Source organism: Micromonospora mirobrigensis (assembly GCF_900091555.1).
In the GTDB taxonomy this organism is placed as follows: domain Bacteria; phylum Actinomycetota; class Actinomycetes; order Mycobacteriales; family Micromonosporaceae; genus Micromonospora; species Micromonospora mirobrigensis.
This window is the reverse complement of the sequence record NZ_FMCX01000002.1, coordinates 543110-561731: the sequence shown is the minus strand read 5'-3', so window position 1 is coordinate 561731 and position 18622 is coordinate 543110. Positions and strand designations below refer to the sequence as shown.

The 18622-nt window shown below is 73.9% G+C and carries 18 protein-coding genes; 14 read left to right on the top strand and 4 right to left on the bottom strand.

Annotation, left to right across the window (positions count from 1 at the left end):
- Window positions 1-118 precede the first annotated feature (118 nt).
- Entirely contained in the window at window positions 119-889 is a 771-nt protein-coding gene (locus tag GA0070564_RS09940) for a class I SAM-dependent methyltransferase (protein ID WP_091606197.1), read from the bottom strand.
- Between the two features lie 295 nt (window positions 890-1184).
- Here GA0070564_RS09940 and GA0070564_RS09935 point away from each other — a divergent pair, with 295 nt between their 5' ends.
- The 6 genes from GA0070564_RS09935 (at window position 1185) to GA0070564_RS09910 (ending at window position 8061) form a co-directional block, all read left to right on the top strand.
- The gene (locus GA0070564_RS09935) at window positions 1185-3797 is read left to right on the top strand and encodes a carbohydrate binding domain-containing protein (protein WP_091606193.1); all 2613 of its coding nucleotides are present in this window, start codon (window positions 1185-1187) and stop codon (window positions 3795-3797) included.
- A gap of 201 nt (window positions 3798-3998) precedes the next feature.
- Window positions 3999-4268: a metal-sensitive transcriptional regulator gene (locus tag GA0070564_RS09930; RefSeq protein ID WP_091606190.1), complete on the top strand. Its 270-nt coding sequence runs from the start codon at window positions 3999-4001 to the stop codon at window positions 4266-4268.
- A gap of 137 nt (window positions 4269-4405) precedes the next feature.
- On the top strand, window positions 4406-5803 hold the full coding sequence (locus tag GA0070564_RS09925; RefSeq protein WP_091606186.1) for an MBL fold metallo-hydrolase: 1398 nt from the start codon (window positions 4406-4408) through the stop codon (window positions 5801-5803).
- Window positions 5804-5871: 68 nt separating this feature from the next.
- Entirely contained in the window at window positions 5872-6465 is a 594-nt protein-coding gene (locus GA0070564_RS09920; RefSeq protein WP_091606183.1) for a rhodanese-like domain-containing protein, read from the top strand.
- Window positions 6462-7367, top strand: a complete 906-nt coding sequence (locus GA0070564_RS09915) for a sulfite exporter TauE/SafE family protein (protein ID WP_091606179.1) — start codon at window positions 6462-6464, stop codon at window positions 7365-7367. Before GA0070564_RS09920 ends, GA0070564_RS09915 begins: the two co-directional genes overlap by 4 nt.
- Before the next feature lie 88 nt (window positions 7368-7455).
- A complete protein-coding gene (locus tag GA0070564_RS09910; protein WP_091607091.1) occupies window positions 7456-8061 on the top strand; it encodes a class I SAM-dependent methyltransferase in 606 nt (201 codons plus the stop codon).
- 50 nt (window positions 8062-8111) lie between these two features.
- Here GA0070564_RS09910 and GA0070564_RS09905 read toward each other — a convergent pair whose 3' ends face one another.
- The 3 genes from GA0070564_RS09905 to GA0070564_RS09895 all read right to left on the bottom strand — a co-directional run bounded on the left by GA0070564_RS09905 (window position 8112) and on the right by GA0070564_RS09895 (window position 10125).
- On the bottom strand, window positions 8112-8783 hold the full coding sequence (locus GA0070564_RS09905) for a hypothetical protein (RefSeq protein WP_091606176.1): 672 nt from the start codon (window positions 8781-8783) through the stop codon (window positions 8112-8114).
- Window positions 8784-8859: 76 nt separating this feature from the next.
- Complete coding sequence (locus GA0070564_RS09900) at window positions 8860-9759, bottom strand: RNA polymerase sigma-70 factor (protein ID WP_091606173.1); 900 nt, start codon at window positions 9757-9759, stop codon at window positions 8860-8862.
- A gap of 18 nt (window positions 9760-9777) precedes the next feature.
- Window positions 9778-10125 (bottom strand): DoxX family protein, encoded by a 348-nt coding sequence (locus tag GA0070564_RS09895; RefSeq protein ID WP_091606169.1) that lies wholly within the window; start codon window positions 10123-10125, stop codon window positions 9778-9780.
- Between the two features lie 223 nt (window positions 10126-10348).
- On the opposite strand from GA0070564_RS09895, the gene GA0070564_RS09890 reads away from it, so the two are divergent.
- From GA0070564_RS09890 to GA0070564_RS09860, 8 genes are all read left to right on the top strand, one after another.
- On the top strand, window positions 10349-12646 hold the full coding sequence (locus tag GA0070564_RS09890) for an FAD-dependent oxidoreductase (protein ID WP_091606164.1): 2298 nt from the start codon (window positions 10349-10351) through the stop codon (window positions 12644-12646).
- Window positions 12643-12951 carry a putative quinol monooxygenase gene (locus GA0070564_RS09885; RefSeq protein ID WP_091606160.1) on the top strand — a complete coding sequence of 103 codons (309 nt, stop codon included), beginning with the start codon at window positions 12643-12645 and terminating at the stop codon, window positions 12949-12951. Before GA0070564_RS09890 ends, GA0070564_RS09885 begins: the two co-directional genes overlap by 4 nt.
- A complete protein-coding gene (locus GA0070564_RS09880) occupies window positions 12948-14174 on the top strand; it encodes a cytochrome P450 family protein (RefSeq protein ID WP_091606156.1) in 1227 nt (408 codons plus the stop codon). The genes GA0070564_RS09885 and GA0070564_RS09880 overlap by 4 nt, the downstream gene beginning before the upstream one ends.
- Window positions 14175-14222: 48 nt before the next feature.
- Window positions 14223-14900, top strand: a complete 678-nt coding sequence (locus GA0070564_RS09875) for a TcmI family type II polyketide cyclase (protein ID WP_091606153.1) — start codon at window positions 14223-14225, stop codon at window positions 14898-14900.
- Between the two features lie 57 nt (window positions 14901-14957).
- Complete coding sequence (locus tag GA0070564_RS28830; RefSeq protein ID WP_141714736.1) at window positions 14958-15140, top strand: hypothetical protein; 183 nt, start codon at window positions 14958-14960, stop codon at window positions 15138-15140.
- 234 nt (window positions 15141-15374) lie between these two features.
- Window positions 15375-16022, top strand: coding sequence for a DUF2238 domain-containing protein (locus GA0070564_RS09870; RefSeq protein ID WP_091606150.1), 648 nt, complete (start codon window positions 15375-15377; stop codon window positions 16020-16022).
- A gap of 86 nt (window positions 16023-16108) precedes the next feature.
- Window positions 16109-16456, top strand: a complete 348-nt coding sequence (locus GA0070564_RS09865) for a TraR/DksA family transcriptional regulator (RefSeq protein WP_245669891.1) — start codon at window positions 16109-16111, stop codon at window positions 16454-16456.
- An 85-nt stretch (window positions 16457-16541) separates the two neighbouring features.
- On the top strand, window positions 16542-18620 hold the full coding sequence (locus tag GA0070564_RS09860; RefSeq protein ID WP_091606144.1) for a heavy metal translocating P-type ATPase: 2079 nt from the start codon (window positions 16542-16544) through the stop codon (window positions 18618-18620).
- Window positions 18621-18622: the final 2 nt, after the last annotated feature.

Genomic DNA, 18622 nt, shown 5'->3' with positions numbered 1-18622 from the left:
CGGAAGAGTATTCGACGTCATCGACCAGTTCCGGGGAGGTGTGTCGACGTGACGACCGGGGCGCAGGAGTCGACCACCGACGCGCTGCTGCACGCCGTGGTGCCGGCCGGCGGCCGGGTCACGGGTGTCGCGGTCGGCGACGTGCCAGGTGGACGGTGAGGTCGGCGACGAGTTCCACCGTGTCGGGCAGGACCCGCCGGATCGCCCGGAACGCCTGCTCCCGTTCGGCCGTGGGCAGCGCGAGGTAGGCCGAGACGGTGCCGAGGTAGCCCAGGAGGTCGTCGGCGTCGACGGTCAGCCGCCGGGGGAGCACGCACTGCCGGACGTCGTCGAACCACCCGGAGCGTTGCAGCTCCGTGCCGGGCCACTGCATGGCGTCGCCCGGCGGGGTGCCGTCCGGGGAGGGAACGTCGTCGGTGGTCAGGAAGGGTGTCCGCGCGACGCGGACGGCCTCCTCGACCGCCGGGTCGGCCAGCGCGACCGGACCGCCGGCCGAGGCGAGGACGCCGTCGGGTTCCAGCAGCGCGGCCAGCCGGGACGACCGGCCCTCCGGCCTGGTCCAGTGCAGAGCCGCGGCCGCGTAGACCAGGTCGTAGCGCCGGTCGGTGGGCAGATCCTCCAACGCGGCCCGCACGGTCCGCACCCCCGGTGGGACGTGGGCCCGCAGTTCGGCCAGCATGGCCGGGTCGGGGTCGGTCGCGGTGACGTCGATGCCCCGGCGGGCGAACAGCCGGGTGGCCTTGCCGGTTCCGGCGCCGATCTCCAGGGCGGTCCGGACGGGGCGGCCGGCGTACTCCAGCACCAGGTCGACCAGTTGGGACGGATAGTCCGGCCGGAACCTCTCGTATGCCCGGGCCACCGTTCCGAAGCTCAACGCGCGACCGGCCACGCGACGATCCTGGCACGACCCGGGCCAGCGGGGTGGTGATTTTCCATCCGGCACGTGCGATGAATCGGTTCAGCTTGGTCGTCAGGTCCGGGACTGGGCGATCCGTAACGTCTATGACCGGTGTCTGTTGAGGTGGAGGCAGCCTGTAGATAACGGTGTGGTAACGCCCGGCGGCAGTTCTTGACGTCGATATGCTGAACCGCTTCAGTGAACGGGACGGCGGCGGCTCCACCAGGTGGACGACGCGTCGACCGGTCGCCGCCGACGGGCGGCGGACATCCACGGAGGTTCCCTGATGGCACGACACCACCGCCGGACCGCCCGGTGCATCGCGGTCGCCGCCCTGGTGGCGGCGGTCGCCGTTCCCGGGCTCCCGGCCGCCGCGGCCGGATCGACCCCGGCGACGGACCCGCCGGCCCGCCGGCCCGCCGCCGCGTTCGTGGTCCGCGACGGCACCCACCTGAGCCTCGCCGGGCGGCCGTTCCGCTTCGCCGGCCCGAACGAGTACTGGCTCGGCCTCGACGAGAACGTCGGCGGCGTGGACCCGACCGACCCGCCCACCGTCGACCGCCCCACCTACTTCCGGATCCGGGACGGGCTGACCACCGCGAAGGCGATGGGCTCCACCGTGGTCCGCGCGCACACCGTCGGCGTCTCCACCGGCCATCCGAAGTCGCTCGAACCGGCACTCGGCGAGTTCAACGAGGCCGCCTTCGACAGCATGGACTACGCGGTGGCCGAGGCCGGACGGCTCGGCCTGCGGCTGGTCGTGCCGCTGACCGACAACTGGCAGTACTACCACGGCGGCCGGTACGACTTCCTGCGCTGGCTGGGCCTGAGCACCGACGACAACGGCGCGCTGTTCTACACCGATCCCGCCGCCCGGGCCGCGTTCCAGCAGTACGTCCGGCACCTGCTGACCCACGTCAACCGCTACACCGGCCGGGCGTACGCCGACGATCCGACCATCATGGCCTGGGAGCTGGGCAACGAGCTCAACGGGATGACCCCAGAGTGGGTGAACGACAACGCCCGCTTCGTCAAGAGCATCGCCCGTCGGCAGCTCGTCGCCGCCGGCAGTCAGACCGGCGTCGACCCGGCGGTCCTGGCCTCCCCGTACGTCGACATCAGCGATTCGCACTACTACCCGCCGACGGCGGAGCGGATCGCCGCGGACGCCGCGGCGGCCACGGCGGCGGGCAAGGTCTACATCGCCGGCGAGTACGGTTCCGGCCAGGCCACCGACGAGCTGCTGGACCAGGTGGCGGCCAACCCGGACGTCAGCGGAGCGCTGTTCTGGTCGCTCTTCGGCCGCCACGACCACCACGGCTACGTGCCGCACGGCGACGGGTTCACCGTGCACCACCCCGGTGACACGCCGGCGATGCGCGACGTGGTGGCCGCGTTGACCCGCTTCGCCGGCAGGATGTCCGGCGTACCGGCCCCGCGGGTCACCGGTGACCGGCCGCTGATCACCGCGATCACCGCGACCTACGGCTTCAACACGCTGCGCTGGCGCGGCACCGCGGGCGCCGCCGGCTACCTCGTCCAGCGGCGCGGGCCAGGCACGGCCTGGGCCACGGTCAGCGTTGACGAGCCGGTGACCGACAACGACACCCCCTGGTTCGACCTGACCACCCCCGCCGGCACGGTCACCTACCGGGTCGTGGCCCTGGACGCGGCCGGCGCCGTCGTTCGGGTCTCCACCCCGGTGACCACCGGCCCCACCACCGACCGGGTGGTCGACCCGCTGGAGGACTGGTTCGTCACCGCCGGCCACAGCGACTCGCTGCGCCGCACGCCCTCCGGTGACGGGGTGCTGGTCGCCCCGGAGCGCGGCAGCGGCGGCGAGCTGCGGTACCGGCGCGACGACATCACCGCCGCCACCGTCGCCGTCGCCTCCGCCGGGCGTCCCCAGGTGGCGATCGAGGTCTCCGCCGACGGCGCCACCGGCTGGCACGCCGTGCGACCGAGGATCGAACGCGTCGGCCCCGGCCGGTACACCCTCACCGTGTCGCGACTGTCCGGCGTGGACGGAATGCGGGTGGTGTGGCCGCGCCACTCCCGTACCGCGGTGACCTCCGTGGCGCTGACCGCCGCCTCCGCCCGGCAGGCCACCGGGGCGCCCGGCGCCTTCGCGCTGACCGCGCCGGCGCCGGGGGCCACCGGGGTGAGCCGGCTGGCCGCCCTGGACTGGGACGCCGCGCCCGGCGCGGCCTACTACAGCCTGACCGTGTCCGCGAACGCCGACCTCAGCGCGCCGCTGGTCGCCGTCTCCGGCCTGCGTACCCCCGGCTACACCCCCCGCGCGGCCTGGCCCGCCGCGACCACGCTGTACGTGCGGGTCACCGCCACCAACGGGTACGGCTCGACGGCGGTGACCGGGTCGCCGGTCACCTTCACCACGCGGGCGGACGTGCCGGGCGTGCTGGTCGACGACTTCGACACCTATCCGTCGGACGCGGAGCTGGCCGCCGCGTACCCGCGCAACACCGGCGGTGACCCGATCACCGCGACGCTGGCGCCGCCGGGGGAGGGCAGTGGGCACAGCATGCTGCTCAGCTGGACCTCCGGTTCCAGCGGGTACGCCGGGGTGGTCCACAACCTGCTCGAGCCGCAGGACTGGCGCGGCACCACCGGCCTGCGGATGTGGGTCCGGCCGGGAGCGGACGGGCAGAAGCTGACCGTCCAGTTCGTCTCCAAGGGCGCCTACTGGGAGACCACGCTGACCCTCGCCGGGACCGACCCCCGGGTCGTCGAGATCCCGTTCAGCGCCTTCGCCCCGCCGCCGTGGGCGACGCCGGGACCGCTGGACCTCGGTTCGGCGACGCAGCTGTCGCTCTATCCGACCGGCGGTGCGAGCGGCGGAACCGTGCAGATCGACTCGGTCTCCGCGTACGCGGGTTAGTCCAGGCCCTCGGGGCCGAAAGTCGGGAGCGGTGGCGCGCGGTGTCGAACCGTCGCGCCGCCGCTCCCGGCGTCGGTGGGTCAGGTCGTCGCCGGTCGTGGGAATCCACCACCCCGCCCCGCGGTTTGCCATACCGGTGGGGGTATCCGTTGTTGTGGCGACACCCCCGGGGGTATGGTGACGTGCAGGAGGTGGTGCGAGATGAAGCTTCGGCCCGAGATGACCGGCGAGGCGCTGACCCGGCTCAAGCGAGCCCGTGGACAGCTCAACGCCGTCATCGAGATGATGGAGAACGGCGAGGACTGCCGAGCGGCGCTGACCCAGCTCGCGGCGGTCTCCAAGGCCATCGACCGGGCCGGTTTCAAGATCATCGCTTCCGGTATGCGGCACTGCGGCACCGCGCGGGAGCGGGGCGAGGAGCCGGAGATGACCGAGGAGGAGCTGGAGAAGCTCTTCCTGGCCCTGGCCTGAGTCGAATCCCCACCCGCTCACGCCGTGTGACCGTGGCGTGAGCGGGTAGGCCCCCTCTCGGGCCGCCGTACCATCGCAGGAATCTGTCCCCTGCATACCCCCGGGGGTATGAAGGGATCGTGGAAGGAGAACGGCACATGGCAGTCGAGGTGTCCGTCATCACGACGTCCTCGCTCGGCGACCGCAGCTACCTGGCCTCCGACGGGCAGGTGGCGATCGTGGTCGACCCGCAACGCGACATCGATCGGGTCCTGTACCTCGCCGGCGCCCAGGGGGTGCGGATCACCCACGTGGTCGAGACGCACATCCACAACGACTACGTCTCCGGTGGGCTGGAACTCGCCCGGTTGACTGGCGCCCACTACCTGGTGGCCGCGGCCGACGAGGTCGCCTTCGACCGCCGGGCGGTCTCCGACGGCGACGTCGTGCCGGTCTCGGAGAACCTGCGGCTGCGGGTGGTCGGCACGCCCGGCCACACCTTCCACCACCTGTCGTACGTCCTCGACGAGGCCACCGACGGCGACTGGCGGCCGGTGGGCGTCTTCACCGGCGGCTCGCTGCTGTTCGGCACCACCGGGCGTACCGACCTGCTCGGCCAGCAGCACGCCCACGAACTTGCCCATCACCAGCACGCCTCGGCCCGGCGGCTGGCCGACCTGCTGCCCGACGGGGCCCAGGTGTGGCCCACGCACGGCTTCGGCAGCTTCTGCTCGGCCAGCCAGGCCGACGCCCCCGACTCCACCATCGGCCGGGAGAAGCAGGCCAACCCGGTCCTGCGCCTCGCCGCCGACCGGTTCGTCACCGAGACCCTCGCCGGGCTGGACGCCTACCCGGCCTACTACGCCCACATGGGCGTGGCGAACAGCGCGGGCCCGGCCCCGGTCGACCTCACCCCGGCCGCCCGGGCCGACGCCGCCACGCTGCGCGAACGGATCGCCGCCGGCGAGTGGGTGGTCGACCTGCGTCACCGTAAGGCGTACGCGGCCGCGCACCTGGCCGGCACGGTCGCCCTCGGCCTGGACGGGCCGATGGCGACCTGGCTCGGCTGGCTGATCGACTGGGGCACGCCGATCACCCTGCTCGCCGAGACCCCCGAGCAGGTCGCCGACGCCCAGCGGGAGCTGGTCCGCATCGGCATCGACCGGCCGGCCGCGCAGGCCACCGGCGCGGCCGAGCGGTGGGCCGCCGACCCCGGCCAGCTCCGCGAGCTGCGGACGGCCGACTTCCCGGCCCTGGCCGCGGCCCGCGCGGGGAACACCCCGGCCGGCCTGCCGGCCCCGGAGGTGGTGCTCGACGTGCGGATGACCAACGAGTGGCGAGCCGGCCACGTCGACGGGGCCGTGCACATCCCGCTGCCCGACCTGCCCGCGCGGCTCGGCGAGATCCCGGCCGGCGTCGTCTGGGTGCACTGCGGCTCCGGCTACCGGGCCACCGCCGCCGCGTCGCTGCTGGCCAACGCCGGCCGCGAGGTCGTCATCATCGACGACGCGTTCGGCCGGGCCGAGGTGGCCGGCGTCGCCATGGCCCCCGCCTGATCCCCGTACCCGAATCCGGCCGGGCGCCCCGCCCGGGCCGGCGACCCACCCTGCCCGAAAGAGGAGAGATGACCACGTCCGAGACCACCCGCCCGGCCACCGTGGATGCCGCCGGCCTGCGCGAGCTGATCGGCTCCGGCCGGACCCCTCGCCTGCTCGACGTCCGTACGCCCGCCGAGTTCGAGACCGTGCACATCCCCGGCGCCTACAACGTCCCGCTGGACCTGCTCCGCGAGCACCGCGAGGAGCTGCGTAACCACCTCGACGAGGACGTGGTGCTGATCTGCCGCTCCGGTGTGCGCGCCGGCCAGGCCCGGCGGGCCCTCGCCGAGATCGGCCTGCCGAACCTCAGGGTCCTCGACGGCGGGATGCTCGCCTGGCAGGCCACCGACGCGCCGATCCGGCAGGGCAGGCAGCGCTGGGACCTCGAGCGTCAGGTCCGGCTCGTTGCCGGCTCCATCGTCCTGCTCAGCATCCTCGGCTCGGCGTTCGTGCCCGGCCTGAAGTGGGTGGCCGCGTTCATCGGCGCCGGCCTCACCTTCGCCGCCGTGACCAACACCTGCGCGATGGGCATGCTGCTGGGCAGGCTGCCGTACAACCGGGGCGCCAGCTGCGACGTGGACACCATCGTCGGTCAGCTCCGCACCGAGCCCAGGGCGTGAGCGGGACCCTGCTGCTGACCGTCGGGCTGGCCGTGCTGATCGGGATCAGCCTCGGCCTGCTCGGCGGCGGCGGCTCCATCCTCGCCGTGCCGCTGCTGGTCTACGTGGCCGACCTGCCCGCCAAGGAGGCCATCGCCACCTCGCTGCTCGTCGTCGGCGCCACCAGCGCGGTCGGCGTCCTCCCGCACGCCCGCGCCCACCGGGTCCGCTGGCGTACCGGCCTGGTCTTCGGCGTCGCCGGGATGACCGGCGCGTACGCCGGCGGCCGGCTGGCCGAGTTCGTCCCGGCCGGCTTCCTGCTCACCGGCTTCGCGGTGATGATGCTGGCCACCGCCGTCGCGATGATCCGCGGCCGGCGTTCGGCCGAGGGCAGGCCGGTGCCGCACGAGCTGCCGGTGTTCCGGGTGATCGGCGACGGCATCGTCGTCGGCCTGGTCACCGGACTGGTCGGCGCCGGCGGCGGCTTCCTCGTGGTGCCCGCCCTGGCCCTGCTCGGCGGCCTGCCGATGCCCGTCGCGGTCGGCACCTCGCTGGTGGTCATCGCCATGAAGTCGTTCGCCGGGCTGGCCGGCTACCTCTCCAGCGTCAGCATCGACTGGGGCCTCGCCGCCGCCGTCACCGCCGCCGCGATCGTCGGCAGTTTCCTCGGCGGTCGGCTCGCCGGGAAAATTCCGCCCGACGTTCTGCGCGTGTCGTTCGGCTGGTTCGTGGTGATGATGGGCGTCTTCGTGCTCGGCCAGCAGCTGCCCGCGGAACTGCGGACGAACCCGCTGCTGTGGAGCGGGGCCGGGATCGTCGTCGCGGTTGCCGCGGCAGCCACGGTTCGTCACGGCCGGCGCAGGCCGGCTGCGGGCCGCGAGCCGACCGACCGCGAGCTGGCCGCACCCGGTCCCCGGCGCTGAGCCGGCCCGCCGCGCGGCCGAGGACGCCCGGGTGACAATGAGGACGACCGGCGACCGCCGGTCGTGCGGCACGGAGGTGGGGGCGACCATGGACAGCAGTGCGTGGGACGAGCGGTACGCGAGCGCCCCGGAGCTGGTCTGGACGGCCGAGCCGAACCGCTTCGTCGTGCGGGAGGTCACCGGCCTGACCCCGGGCCGGGCCGTGGACCTCGCCGCGGGGGAGGGCCGCAACGCGGTCTGGCTGGCGCGGCAGGGCTGGCGGGTCACCGCCGTCGACTTCTCCCTGGTGGCGGTCGAGCGGGGCCGTGGCCTGGCCCGCGACAGCGGCGTCACCGTCGACTGGCAGGTCGGCGACGTCACCCGGTACGCGCCGCAGGCCGACTCGTTCGACCTGGTGCTGATCGCCTACCTGCACCTGCCGGCCACCGACCGCGACACGGTGCTGTCCCACGCCCGCGCGGCGGTACGCCCCGGCGGCACCGTCCTCGTCGTCGGCCACGACCTCGCCAACCTCACCGGCGGCACCGGCGGGCCGCAGGACCCGGACATCCTGCTCACCCCCGAGGCGGTGACCGGGGCGCTGTCCGGGCTGCGGATCCACCGGGCCGAGACCGCCCGCCGGCCGGTCGACGTCGACGGTCGCACGGTCGACGCCCTGGACACCGTGGTCGTGGCCCGGCGGGACGCCGCGTAGGGCGGCGGCCAGGCTCCAGGGCCGTGGCCGGGAGGGACGCCGCGTAGGGGTCAGGCCAGCCGGTCGACGGTGGCCGGCACCAGGCCGTGCCGGCGCGCGACGTCGACGAGCTGGCGCAGCATCCAGCGCAGACTGTGCGGGTCGGCCGGCTCGGCGGTCACGTCGATGCACCACGCGACGTCGCCGCCGACCCGGCGCAGCTGCCAGCGGACGTTGGTGTCGTTGACCCGCAGCCGGCCCGTGCCCCGCACACCGGGCTCACCCCGGTCGGACCTGGTGTTCATCCGCAGCACCGCACCCAGCCGATCCAGCCGCCGCTCGTCCGGATTTCCGGCGAAGAGGACCCGGTGGACCACCGGGCCAGGCTTCAGCCGCAACGGCGCCCCGGATCCCAGCGGCACGTCCTCGCGGAACCGGTGGCGCAGCGCCGCCTCGTCCGGGAGCGGGCCGCCACCCAGCCGTTCGTGGAGGGCGGCGGCGGCGCTCCGGTCGACGGCCGCCAGCCGGTCGCGCAGCCGCGCGTCGGTGCGCACCGCGCGGGCGAAGGCGGCTGAGCTCCACCACCCCCCGTCGGCCGGGGTCCAGCCGGCGCTGCGCAACCGCGCCGCCGAGAGGTCGTCGGCGAGGACGAACTCCTCCACGAGCAGCCCGGTCGGCCGGTTGTGGTCCGCGTCGGCGTGCAGCAGGTAGTAGTCGAGGGTGCCGGGGCTCTCCTTGGTCATCTTCGGACCGTACCCGGTGGTCGTGGGCCGGCCCGGCGACGCGGAACCGGCGCGGCGGCTCCGCGCCGGGCGGGGCTCAGCGGTTCCGGTCCAGGGGGTGGACGGTGCGCGCGGCGATGCCGGCGAGCTTGTCGGGGTTGGCGACGTTGTGGATGCCGACGATCCGCCCGTCGTTGGCCACGTCCAGGGTGAGGATGGCGATCACCCGGCCGGCGCCGCCGAACACCACGCCCGGCCCGCCGTTGACCTCGACGATCTCGATGGTCATGTCGGCGAACGCGACGCCCTGGTAGGGGCGGTCGCCGAGGGTGGCGAACCAGGTGGCGACCTTCCGCGCGCCGGTCACCGGGCGCATCGCCTGGTGCACCTTGCCGCCGCCGTCGGTCCACACCGTCACGTCGGGGGCGAGCAGCTCCAGCAGGGTGTTGAGGTCACCGCCGGCCGCGGCGGCGAGGAACCGCTCAGTGACCCGCCGCTGCCGCCGCCGGTCCGCCGGGAACCGGGGCCGGCGCGCCCGCACGTGGTTGCGGGCGCGGTGCGCGGCCTGCCGCACGGTCTCTTCGGAGCGGCCGACCGCCTCGGCGATCTCGGCGTGGCCGAATCCGAAGACCTCCCGCAGCACGAACACCGCTCGCTCCAGCGGACTCAGCGTCTCCAGCACCACCAGCATCGCCATCGACACCGACTCGGCGGCGCCCACCTCGTCGGCGGTGTCACCGCTGGTGAGGATCGGCTCGGGCAGCCACGGGCCGACGTACACCTCGCGGCGCGCCTGCGCCGAGCGGAGCCGGTCCAGCGCCAGATTCGACACGATCCGCACCAGGTAGGCCCGGGGGTCGGCGACCGTCGACCGGTCCGCCGCCGACCACCGCACCCAGGCGTCCTGCACCGCGTCCTCGGCGTCGGCGGCGCTGCCGAGGATCCGGTAGGCCACCCCGAACAGCAGGTTGCGGTGCTGCGTGAAGGCGTCGTTCACCGGTGTCCCTCCCGGGCGTCAGGCTGCCGCGCCGAGCGCCAGGACGGCGACGACCGGCGCCAGGTACAGCAGGGGGTACGGGATGTGCGCGTACGAGCGGGCCCGGACCACGGTGACGACGGCACCGAGGAAGTAGAGCACGAGACCGACACCGGCGAGCACCCCGATCACCGGCACGAACAACCCCACCAGCAGGCCGAGCGCGCCGGCCGCCTTGGCCGCGCCGAGCCACGGCCACCACGGGCGGGGAACGCCGTACGCGGCCAGCGAGTCGACGACCCAGGGGGCGCCGCGCAGCAGCGAGAAGGCGGAGAAGCCGACCCAGCAGGCGGCGGCGACGGTGACGACGGTGTACGCGGTGGACATGGTCCTGCTCCCTGCGTCGGGGCGGTGCTGACGAACAGGGGACGGGGAGCGCCACCCGTGCCGTGAAGCGGCGTGGCGCGGGTCACAACCGCCGACCGCACTGCGCCGTCAAAGCCGGCGGACTGGCCACCCGCCGCCGTTGACGCCCTGATGACGCGCGGTTCGGCACCGTCACACGACGAGAGCCGCACCGCCGTCCCGGGTTGCCGTCGAAGGAGACCTCATGATCAGGACGATGCTCCGGATCCGTGCCCGCCCCGGCTGCGCGGAGGCCGTCCGGTCCGCCTGCCGCGACGCCGTCGCCCAGCTCGCCGGGCACGCCGGCAACGTCGGGCGGGAGCTGCTGCTGGACGCCACCGATCCGCGCACGGTCATGCTGGTCACCGAGTGGGTCGACGAGCCGGCGCTGCTGGCGTACGAGCGGGGGCCGGTCGCCGCGCGACTCGCCGCCGCCCTCGACGGGCTGCGGGAGGCGCCCGGGCCCGACGACCACCGGGTGATGTCCGACCGGGGCGGCGCCGGGTCGACGATCTTCGTGGACGTCGAGCTGACCGTGCCGGCCGACCGGCAGACGGAGTTCGACCGAGGCTACCCGCAGGTCCTCGCCCGGATGGGGGCGCTCCCCGGCTACCTGCGCGAGGACCTGCTGCGCGACCCGGACTCCGACGTCCACCACATCTTCGCCGAGTGGACCGGTGAGGCGGACTTCTTCCGCTGGATCCGCAACCCGGCCCACGCGAGGGAGGAGGCCGGCCCGATCGCGCCGTTCCTGCTCGACATCCGGCGCCGGCTCTTCCACCGCACGGTCCACCCCGGCGGGCCGACGTTCACACCCGACAGCGGGTCAGCTACCAGCACCGGCAGGGAGATCGACGTGCACACGACAACGGACGTACTCATCGTCGGGGCGGGGCCGACCGGGCTGACCGCCGCCATCGAACTGGCCCGGCGCGGCGTCGACTGCCGGGTCGTGGAGAAACAGGCCACCCCGCCGGCACACGCCGACAAGGCGATCGGGGTGCACTGCCGCACCATGGAGCTCTGGGACGAGCAGGGCGTCGTACGCGAGGCGATGGACGCCGGCATCTGGCTGACCGGCAACATGGTCTTCGTCAACGGTCAGCAGACCCACCGGATGAGCTGGGAGCTGCCGGGCCTGCCGTACGCGCACCTCGGCCTGCCGCAGTACGAGACCGAGCGGATCCTCACCGAACGGCTCGCCACCCTGGGCGTACGCGCCCGGCGCGGCGCGGAACTGCTCGCGTTCACCCAGGACGACGAGGGGGTGACCGCCACCCTGGCCACCCCGGCCGGCGAGGAGACCGTCCGCGCGAAGTACCTGGTGGGCTGCGACGGCGCGCACAGCCGGGTCCGGGAGCTGCTCGGGTTGACCTTCACCGGTGGGCTGGGCCGCTTCCCGCAGCTGTTCATGCTCGGCGACGTCGACGTGGACTGGGAGATGCCGGCGGGCCACCTGCTGCGGTTCCTGCACGAGACCGACGGCCAGATGGACGGCATGCTGGTCTGCGTACCGCTGCGCGGGGTGAACCGCTACCGGATCGCGACCCTGGCGCCGCCCCGGTTCTTCGCCCAGACCGGCGGGCAGGACGCCCCTCCCGGGTTCAGCGAGGAGCTGGCCGAGCCGACGCTTGCCGACGTGCAGGTCGCGCTGGACCGGCTCGCCCCGCCCGGCACCCGGGCGTCGAACCTGCGCTGGTCGTCGATCTTCCGGATCAGCCACGGCATCGTCGACCGGTACCGCGACGGCCGGGTCTTCGTCGCCGGCGACGCCGCGCACCTGCACCCGCCGGCCGGCGGCCAGGGCATGAACACCGGCATCCAGGACTCCTGGAACCTGGCGTGGAAGCTCGCCCTGGCGGTGCGCGGGGCCGCGGCGCCCGGCCTGTTGGACAGCTACGAGACCGAGCGGCGACCGGAGGGGGAGGAGATCGTCGGCCGGGCGGTGCGGATGGCCTTCACCGACGAGCTGGACCGCGCGGACCTGGAGCGGCAGTTCCTCCAGGAGATGTCCATGCTGCTCAGCTATGCCGACAGCCCGCTGGTGGGGGAGTCCCTGGCGGCCCCCGAGGCGCTGGGCGCCGGACCCCGGCCCGGGGACCGGGCGCCGGACGTGGGTGGCCTGCGCCGGCGCGGGGTCGGCCACCCGCTGCGGCTGCGCGACCTGACCCGCGGCACCCGGCACACCCTGCTGGTGTACGCGGACGCCACGGCCGACCCGGCGACGGTGGCGGCCGTGCCGGAGCTCTGCGCCGACGCCCGCGCCCGCGTCGGCGGCGACCTGGACGCGTACCTGCTGCTCGACCCGGCCGCCCCCGATCCGGGGCTGCTCGCCCCGCCGGCGCTGGTCGACGCCGAGGGAAGCTTCCGGGACCGGTACGGGGTCGGCGGCACCGCCCTGTACCTGATCCGCCCGGACGGGCACGTCGCCTTCCGCAGCCAGCCGGTCGACGCCGACGCGCTGCGCAAGAACCTGGACCTGGTCTTCGGGGGTGTGCGATGAGCACGGTGCGCACGGTGCTGGCGATGCGGACCCGTCCGGGCTGCGAGGAGCGCTTCGAGGCGGAGTGGTTGGCCGCGGCGGAGCAGATCGGCACGCTGGACGGCTGCCTGCGCCAGGACCTGGTCCGCGACGCCGACGACCCGCGGACCTACCTGGTGATCAGCGACTGGGCCGACCGGGATCGGCTGGACGCCTTCGGGCGCAGCGAGCAGCGCGACCACCTGCTGCGCATCATCCGCGAGCTGCGCGAGTCGGCCGAGCGGCACACCTACCAGGTCCTGCACAGCGTGGGGGAGAAGCGATGACCGACCAGCCGGTGCCCGCGTCCGAGCTGTACACCGACGAGTTCGCCGCGAACCCGTACCCGTCCTTCGCCCGGCTGCGCGCCGACGCGCCGGTCTGCCCGGTGAGTTCGCCGCGCTTCGACCAGTACCTGATCACCCGGTACGACGACGCCCGCGCGGCGTTGGTCGACCCGCGGCTCTCCAAGGACCTGTACGGCCCGGAGCAGTACTACCTGAAGATCTTCGGGCCGAACTCCGAGGCGTTGAACCGCAACATGCTCAACGCCGACCCGCCGGAGCACACCCGGCTGCGCCGGATGATCTCGCAGGCCTTCGCGCCCCGCCGGATCGAGGCGCTGCGCCCCCGGGTGGCGCAGATCGTCGACGACCTGCTCGACAAGATCGTGCCGCGCGGCGAGTCCGACCTGATGCGGGACTTCGCCATCCCGCTGCCGATGATCGTGATCTCGGAGCTGCTCGGCATCCCGCCGGCCGACCACGACCGGGTGCTGGACTGGACCCAGGTGATCCGGACCTCCGGGTCGTCGCGGCGCAGCCCTCAGGAGGAGCGGGCGGCCGTGCAGGAGGCCCAGTTGCGGCTGCACCACTACCTCGCCGGCCTGGTCGCGGCGAAGCGGGAGCAGCCGGCCGACGACATCGTCAGCGCGCTGATCGACGCCTGCGACCAGGAGGGGAAGCTCTCCGAGGCGGAGCTGGTCACCACCACCTTCCTGCTGCTGTTCGCCGGGCACCAGACCACCGCCGACTTCCTCGGCAACGCGGTGGTGGCGCTGTTGACCCACCCCGACCAGCTCGACCTCCTGCGGGACCGCCCGGAGCTGCTGCCGTCGGCGGTCGAGGAACTGCTGCGCTTCGACGGGCCGCTGCCGGTGGCCAGCCCCCGGATCGCCACCGAGGATCTGGAGTACCAGGGCCGGCGCATCCCGGCGGGCTCGCTGGTCGGCGTGGTCATCAACGCGGCGAACCACGACCCGGGCCACTTCGTCGACCCGGACCGGCTGGACCTGCGCCGGGTGCGCGGACCGCACCTCGGCTTCGGGTACGGCGTGCACTACTGCCTCGGCGTGTCGCTGGCCCGGATGGAGGCCCGGATCGGGATCGGGGCGCTGCTGCGCCGGCTGCCCGGGCTGCGGCTCGGGGTGCCGGTCGACGAGCTGCGCCGGCTGCCGGCCGCGTCGCCGTTCCGCGGCCTGCTGGAACTGCCCGTCACGTTCACCGCCTGACCAGCGCCGTCCGCGTCCACAACCGACCCACTCACCCTAGGAGCAGTGATGACCTTCCGGAACGTGATCGTCTGTCGGATGGTGCCCGGCGAGGAGAGCGAGCGCGTCGTCGCCGACACGTTCGGCTACTACGACCGGACCACCCGGCCGCAGGACCTCGGCGTGATCGGCCGTACCCTGCTGTCCTTCCACGACCTCTACATCCACGTGATCGAGCGGGTCGCCGACCCGGCCGTGACCGGCCAGACGCGCGGCCTGCCCGCCTTCCAGCAGATCGCCGAGAAGATCGCCCCGTACGTCACGCCGTACCCGCGCTACTGGACGAACCCGTCGCACTCGGTGGCGAAGCCGTTCTACCACTGGGAGCCGGCGCAACCGCCGGACGGGGAGTCCACCGCCCCGAACCGGACCATCATCGTGGCCCGGATCAAGCCCGGCGCCGAACCGGACGTCGCCCGGATCTTCGGCGAGTCCGACGCCGGCGACCTGCCGAAGCGGCTGGGCGTCACCGGTCGCTGGCTGTACTCCATCGACGACGTCTACCTGCACGTGCTGGAGCAGACCGACGCGTCGTTCGCCGCCGTGCGGGAGAACCACGACACCCCGGCCTTCGCCAAGATCCAGGAGGACCTGAGCCCGTACATCAGCGCGTACGACCCGCAGACCTGGAAGGGCCCGGAGGACGCCGTGGCCAAGGAGTTCTACCGCTGGCGCGCCGAGGACTGACGCGCCGGACCCGGCCGGCCGGCGCCGGCCGGGTCTCGCGTCGCCTAGACTCCGCGCGTGACCCGCACCCCGCAACCGGTGTACCGTCCAACACCGCCCGGCACGTCGGCCGCCGTCCTGGGAGCGTTCTCGGTTGTCGTCGGGGCCCTGATGGTGATCGGCGGGCTGCTGCTGCGCATCGAGGCGGCGATCCTGCTCAGCGGCGGCCGGAGCGCGGCACCGAACGACGACCCGGCCTGACCCGCCGCCCACCGGTAGGCGCCGCGCCGGCGGGACGATGACACCTCCGGGAGCGTGATACCTCAGAGGTATCAATATGACTCTCAGGTATCGCGCTCGCAGCGATGTCCGCCGTCCGCGCCCTCGGTGACGGGACTCCGTCGGCTATGGTCCCTGTCGTCGGCGTCTACCGGCACCGGCATCAGCGTCAGGACGGGTCCGCTCGGCCGGGCACGGCACGGAGGGCGGTCCACGGTGACCAGGGCACGCGCGGTGGTTCCGAAGCTGCTGCTGGGGCTGGTCCTGGTAGCCCTGGTGCTCTCCGGCATCGACCCGTACGACCGGCTGACCTGGCTGCTGGAGACGGTCTGGGTGATCGTCGGGGTGCCGCTGGTGCTGGTCACCTGGCGGCGGTTTCCGCTGACCACGCTGCTCTGCTGCCTGCTCACCGTGCACGCGCTGATCCTGATCGCGGGCGGGCACTGGACCTATGCCCGCACCCCGCTGGGCGACTGGGTGCGCGACGCGCTGGATCTGTCCCGCAACCCTTACGACCGGCTGGGCCACTTCGCGCAGGGGTTCGTCCCGGCGATTCTGGTACGGGAGATCCTGGTCCGCCGCTCGCCGCTGCGCGGCAGCCGATGGCTCGCCCCGTTGACGGTCTGCGCCTGCCTGGCGTTCAGCGCGTTCTTCGAGATGATCGAGTGGTGGGCGGCGCTGGCCGGCGGGTCGGCCGCCGACGACTTCCTGGCCACCCAGGGCGACGTCTGGGACACCCAGTGGGACATGTTCCTCGCCCTGGTCGGCGCGACCACCTCGCTGGCGCTGCTCCGCCGGTGGCACGACCGGCAACTGCCCGCGCCCGACGCCCGGCCGGCCGCCGTCCCCGCCCCGGTGGCGTAGGGGACGGCGGTGGGCCTGCTCGACGGCCGTTCACCGGCACCTCATGCCGGCATCGCATCGAAGAACATCGCTGAAGGATGGGTTCGGTGAACAATCCTTCGGATGCCGTCGGGGCGGCGCTGCGGGCGGCCAGGGCCGACGCGCAGGCGCAGGTCGCCGCGCTCACCCTGGACCTGAGGGGTGTCATCGACGCGTCGCTGGACTCCAACGCCGACGACGAGCACGACCCGGAGGGCGCCACCATCGCCTTCGAGCGCGCCCAGGTCGCCGCGCTGCTGGCCGGGGCGCACCGGCGGGTGGCCGAGCTGGACGAGGCCCTGGCCCGCCTGGCCGACGGCAGCTACGGCCGGTGCGAGCGGTGCGGGCAACCGATCCCGGCCGAGCGGCTGGCGGTCCGGCCGTCCGCGCGGACCTGCGTCGGCTGCGCCCGCTGACGTCGGTCCGCCTCGCGCGGTGCCCCGGTCCGGACCGGGGATGACAGCTCGCCGCAACCACCACCCGGGGACGCGGGAATCGGCGATGCTGAGGATCCGGCTTCGGGAGGCGGGTCAGGTGCGGCACAGCGGAGGGCGATCGGGAGACGGCGGTACGCACGCCGGCCACGACAAGCACGCCGGCCACGACCCCGCGATGTTCCGCCGCCGGTTCTGGCTGTGCCTGGCGTTGACCGTACCCATCGTGCTCACCAGCCACATGGTGATGGACTGGCTGGGCTACTCCCTGGAGTTTCCCGGCGTCGCCTGGGTGGGTCCGGTGCTCGGCTCGGTGGTGTTCGGTTACGGCGGCTGGCCCTTCCTGGTCGGGGCGGTCCGGGAGGTACGCGACCGGGCGCCCGGCATGATGCTGCTGATCTCGATGGCGATCACCGTGGCGTACCTGGCGTCGCTGGCGACCAGCTTCGGCGTCTTCGGCCTGGACTTCTGGTGGGAACTGGCCGCGCTGGTCACGATCATGCTCCTCGGCCACTGGCAGGAGATGACGGCGATCGGTCAGGCGCGTGGTGCCCTGGCCGCACTGGCCACCCTGCTGCCCGACGAGGCGGAGCGGATCGACGCGAGCGGTGCCGTGCGGCGGGTGGCGGTGGCCGACCTGCGCACCGGGGACCGGGTGCTGATCCGTCCCGGCGGCCGGGTGCCCGCCGACGGGCACGTCGTTGAGGGTGGCGCCGAACTCGACGAGTCGATGATCACCGGGGAGTCGCGGCCGGTGCCCCGTGGGGTCGGCGACCGGGTGGTCGCCGGCACCGTGGCCACCGACTCCGCGCTGCGGGTCCGGGTCGACGCGGTGGGCGAGGACACCGCGCTGGCCGGCATCCAGCGGCTGGTCGCCCAGGCCCAGGCGGCCGGCGGACATGCGCAGGTGCTGGCCGACCGGTTCGCCGCCTGGCTGTTCTACGTCGCCACGGCCACCGCCGCGCTGACCCTGGTCGTCTGGTCGCTGCTCGGACACGCCGACCAGGCGGTTACGCGTACCGTCAGCGTGCTGGTGATCTCCTGCCCGCACGCGCTGGGCCTGGCGATCCCGCTGGTCATCGCGCTGTCGACCAGCGTGGCGGCGCGGTCGGGCATCCTGGTCAAGGACCGGCTGGCCCTGGAGCGGATGCGCGGCGTGGACGCCGTCCTCATCGACAAGACCGGCACCCTGACCAGGGGCCGGCACGCCGTGACCGGGGTGGCGGCCGTGGACGGCACGTCGGAGGACGAGGTGTTGCGGCTGGCCGCCGGGGTGGAGGCCGACAGCGAACACCCCCTCGGGCGGGCCATCGTAGCGGCGGCCGAGCGGGTCGGACCGGCCGTCGGTGCCGACTTCCGGTCGCTGCCGGGGCGCGGCGTGCGCGCCACGGTGGCCGGCACGGCGTACGCGGTGGGTGGGCCCGCGCTGCTGCGTGAACTGGGCGCCGACGTCCCCGCGGAGCTGGACCGGGCCGGCGGCACGTGGTCGGCGCGGGGCGCCGCCGTGCTGTACCTGGCCCGGCTCGACGGCCGGCCCCGGCTGGTGGGCGCGCTCGCGCTGGAGGACGAGGTACGCCCGGAGGCGCGGCAGGCCATCGCCGAGCTGCGCGGACTCGGGATCCGCAAGATCGCCATGGTGACCGGCGACGCCCGACCGGTGGCCGACGCGGTCGCGGCGGACCTGGGCTTCCGTCCCGGGACCGACGAGGTCTTCGCCGAGGTGCTGCCCGCCGACAAGGACGACATCGTGGCCGGCCTCCAGGAGCGGGGGCACCGGGTGGCCATGGTGGGCGACGGCGTCAACGACGCCCCCGCCCTCGCCCGCGCCGACGTCGGACTCGCCATCGGCGCCGGTACGGAGGTGGCCATCGAGTCGGCGGGTGTCGTCCTCGCCTCCTCCGATCCCCGGGGTGTCTCCGCCGCCGTCCGGCTGTCGAAGGCGTCCTACCGCAAGATGGTGCAGAACCTGGCCTGGGCGGCCGGCTACAACGTGGTCGCCATTCCCGTCGCCGCCGGCGCCTTCGCCTGGGCCGGTTTCTCGCTCGGCCCGGCCGCGGCGGCCGTGCTGATGTCCGCCTCGACGATCGTGGTGGCTCTCAACGCCCAGACGCTGCGCCGGGTCCGCCTGACCCCGCAGGACCGTTGAGC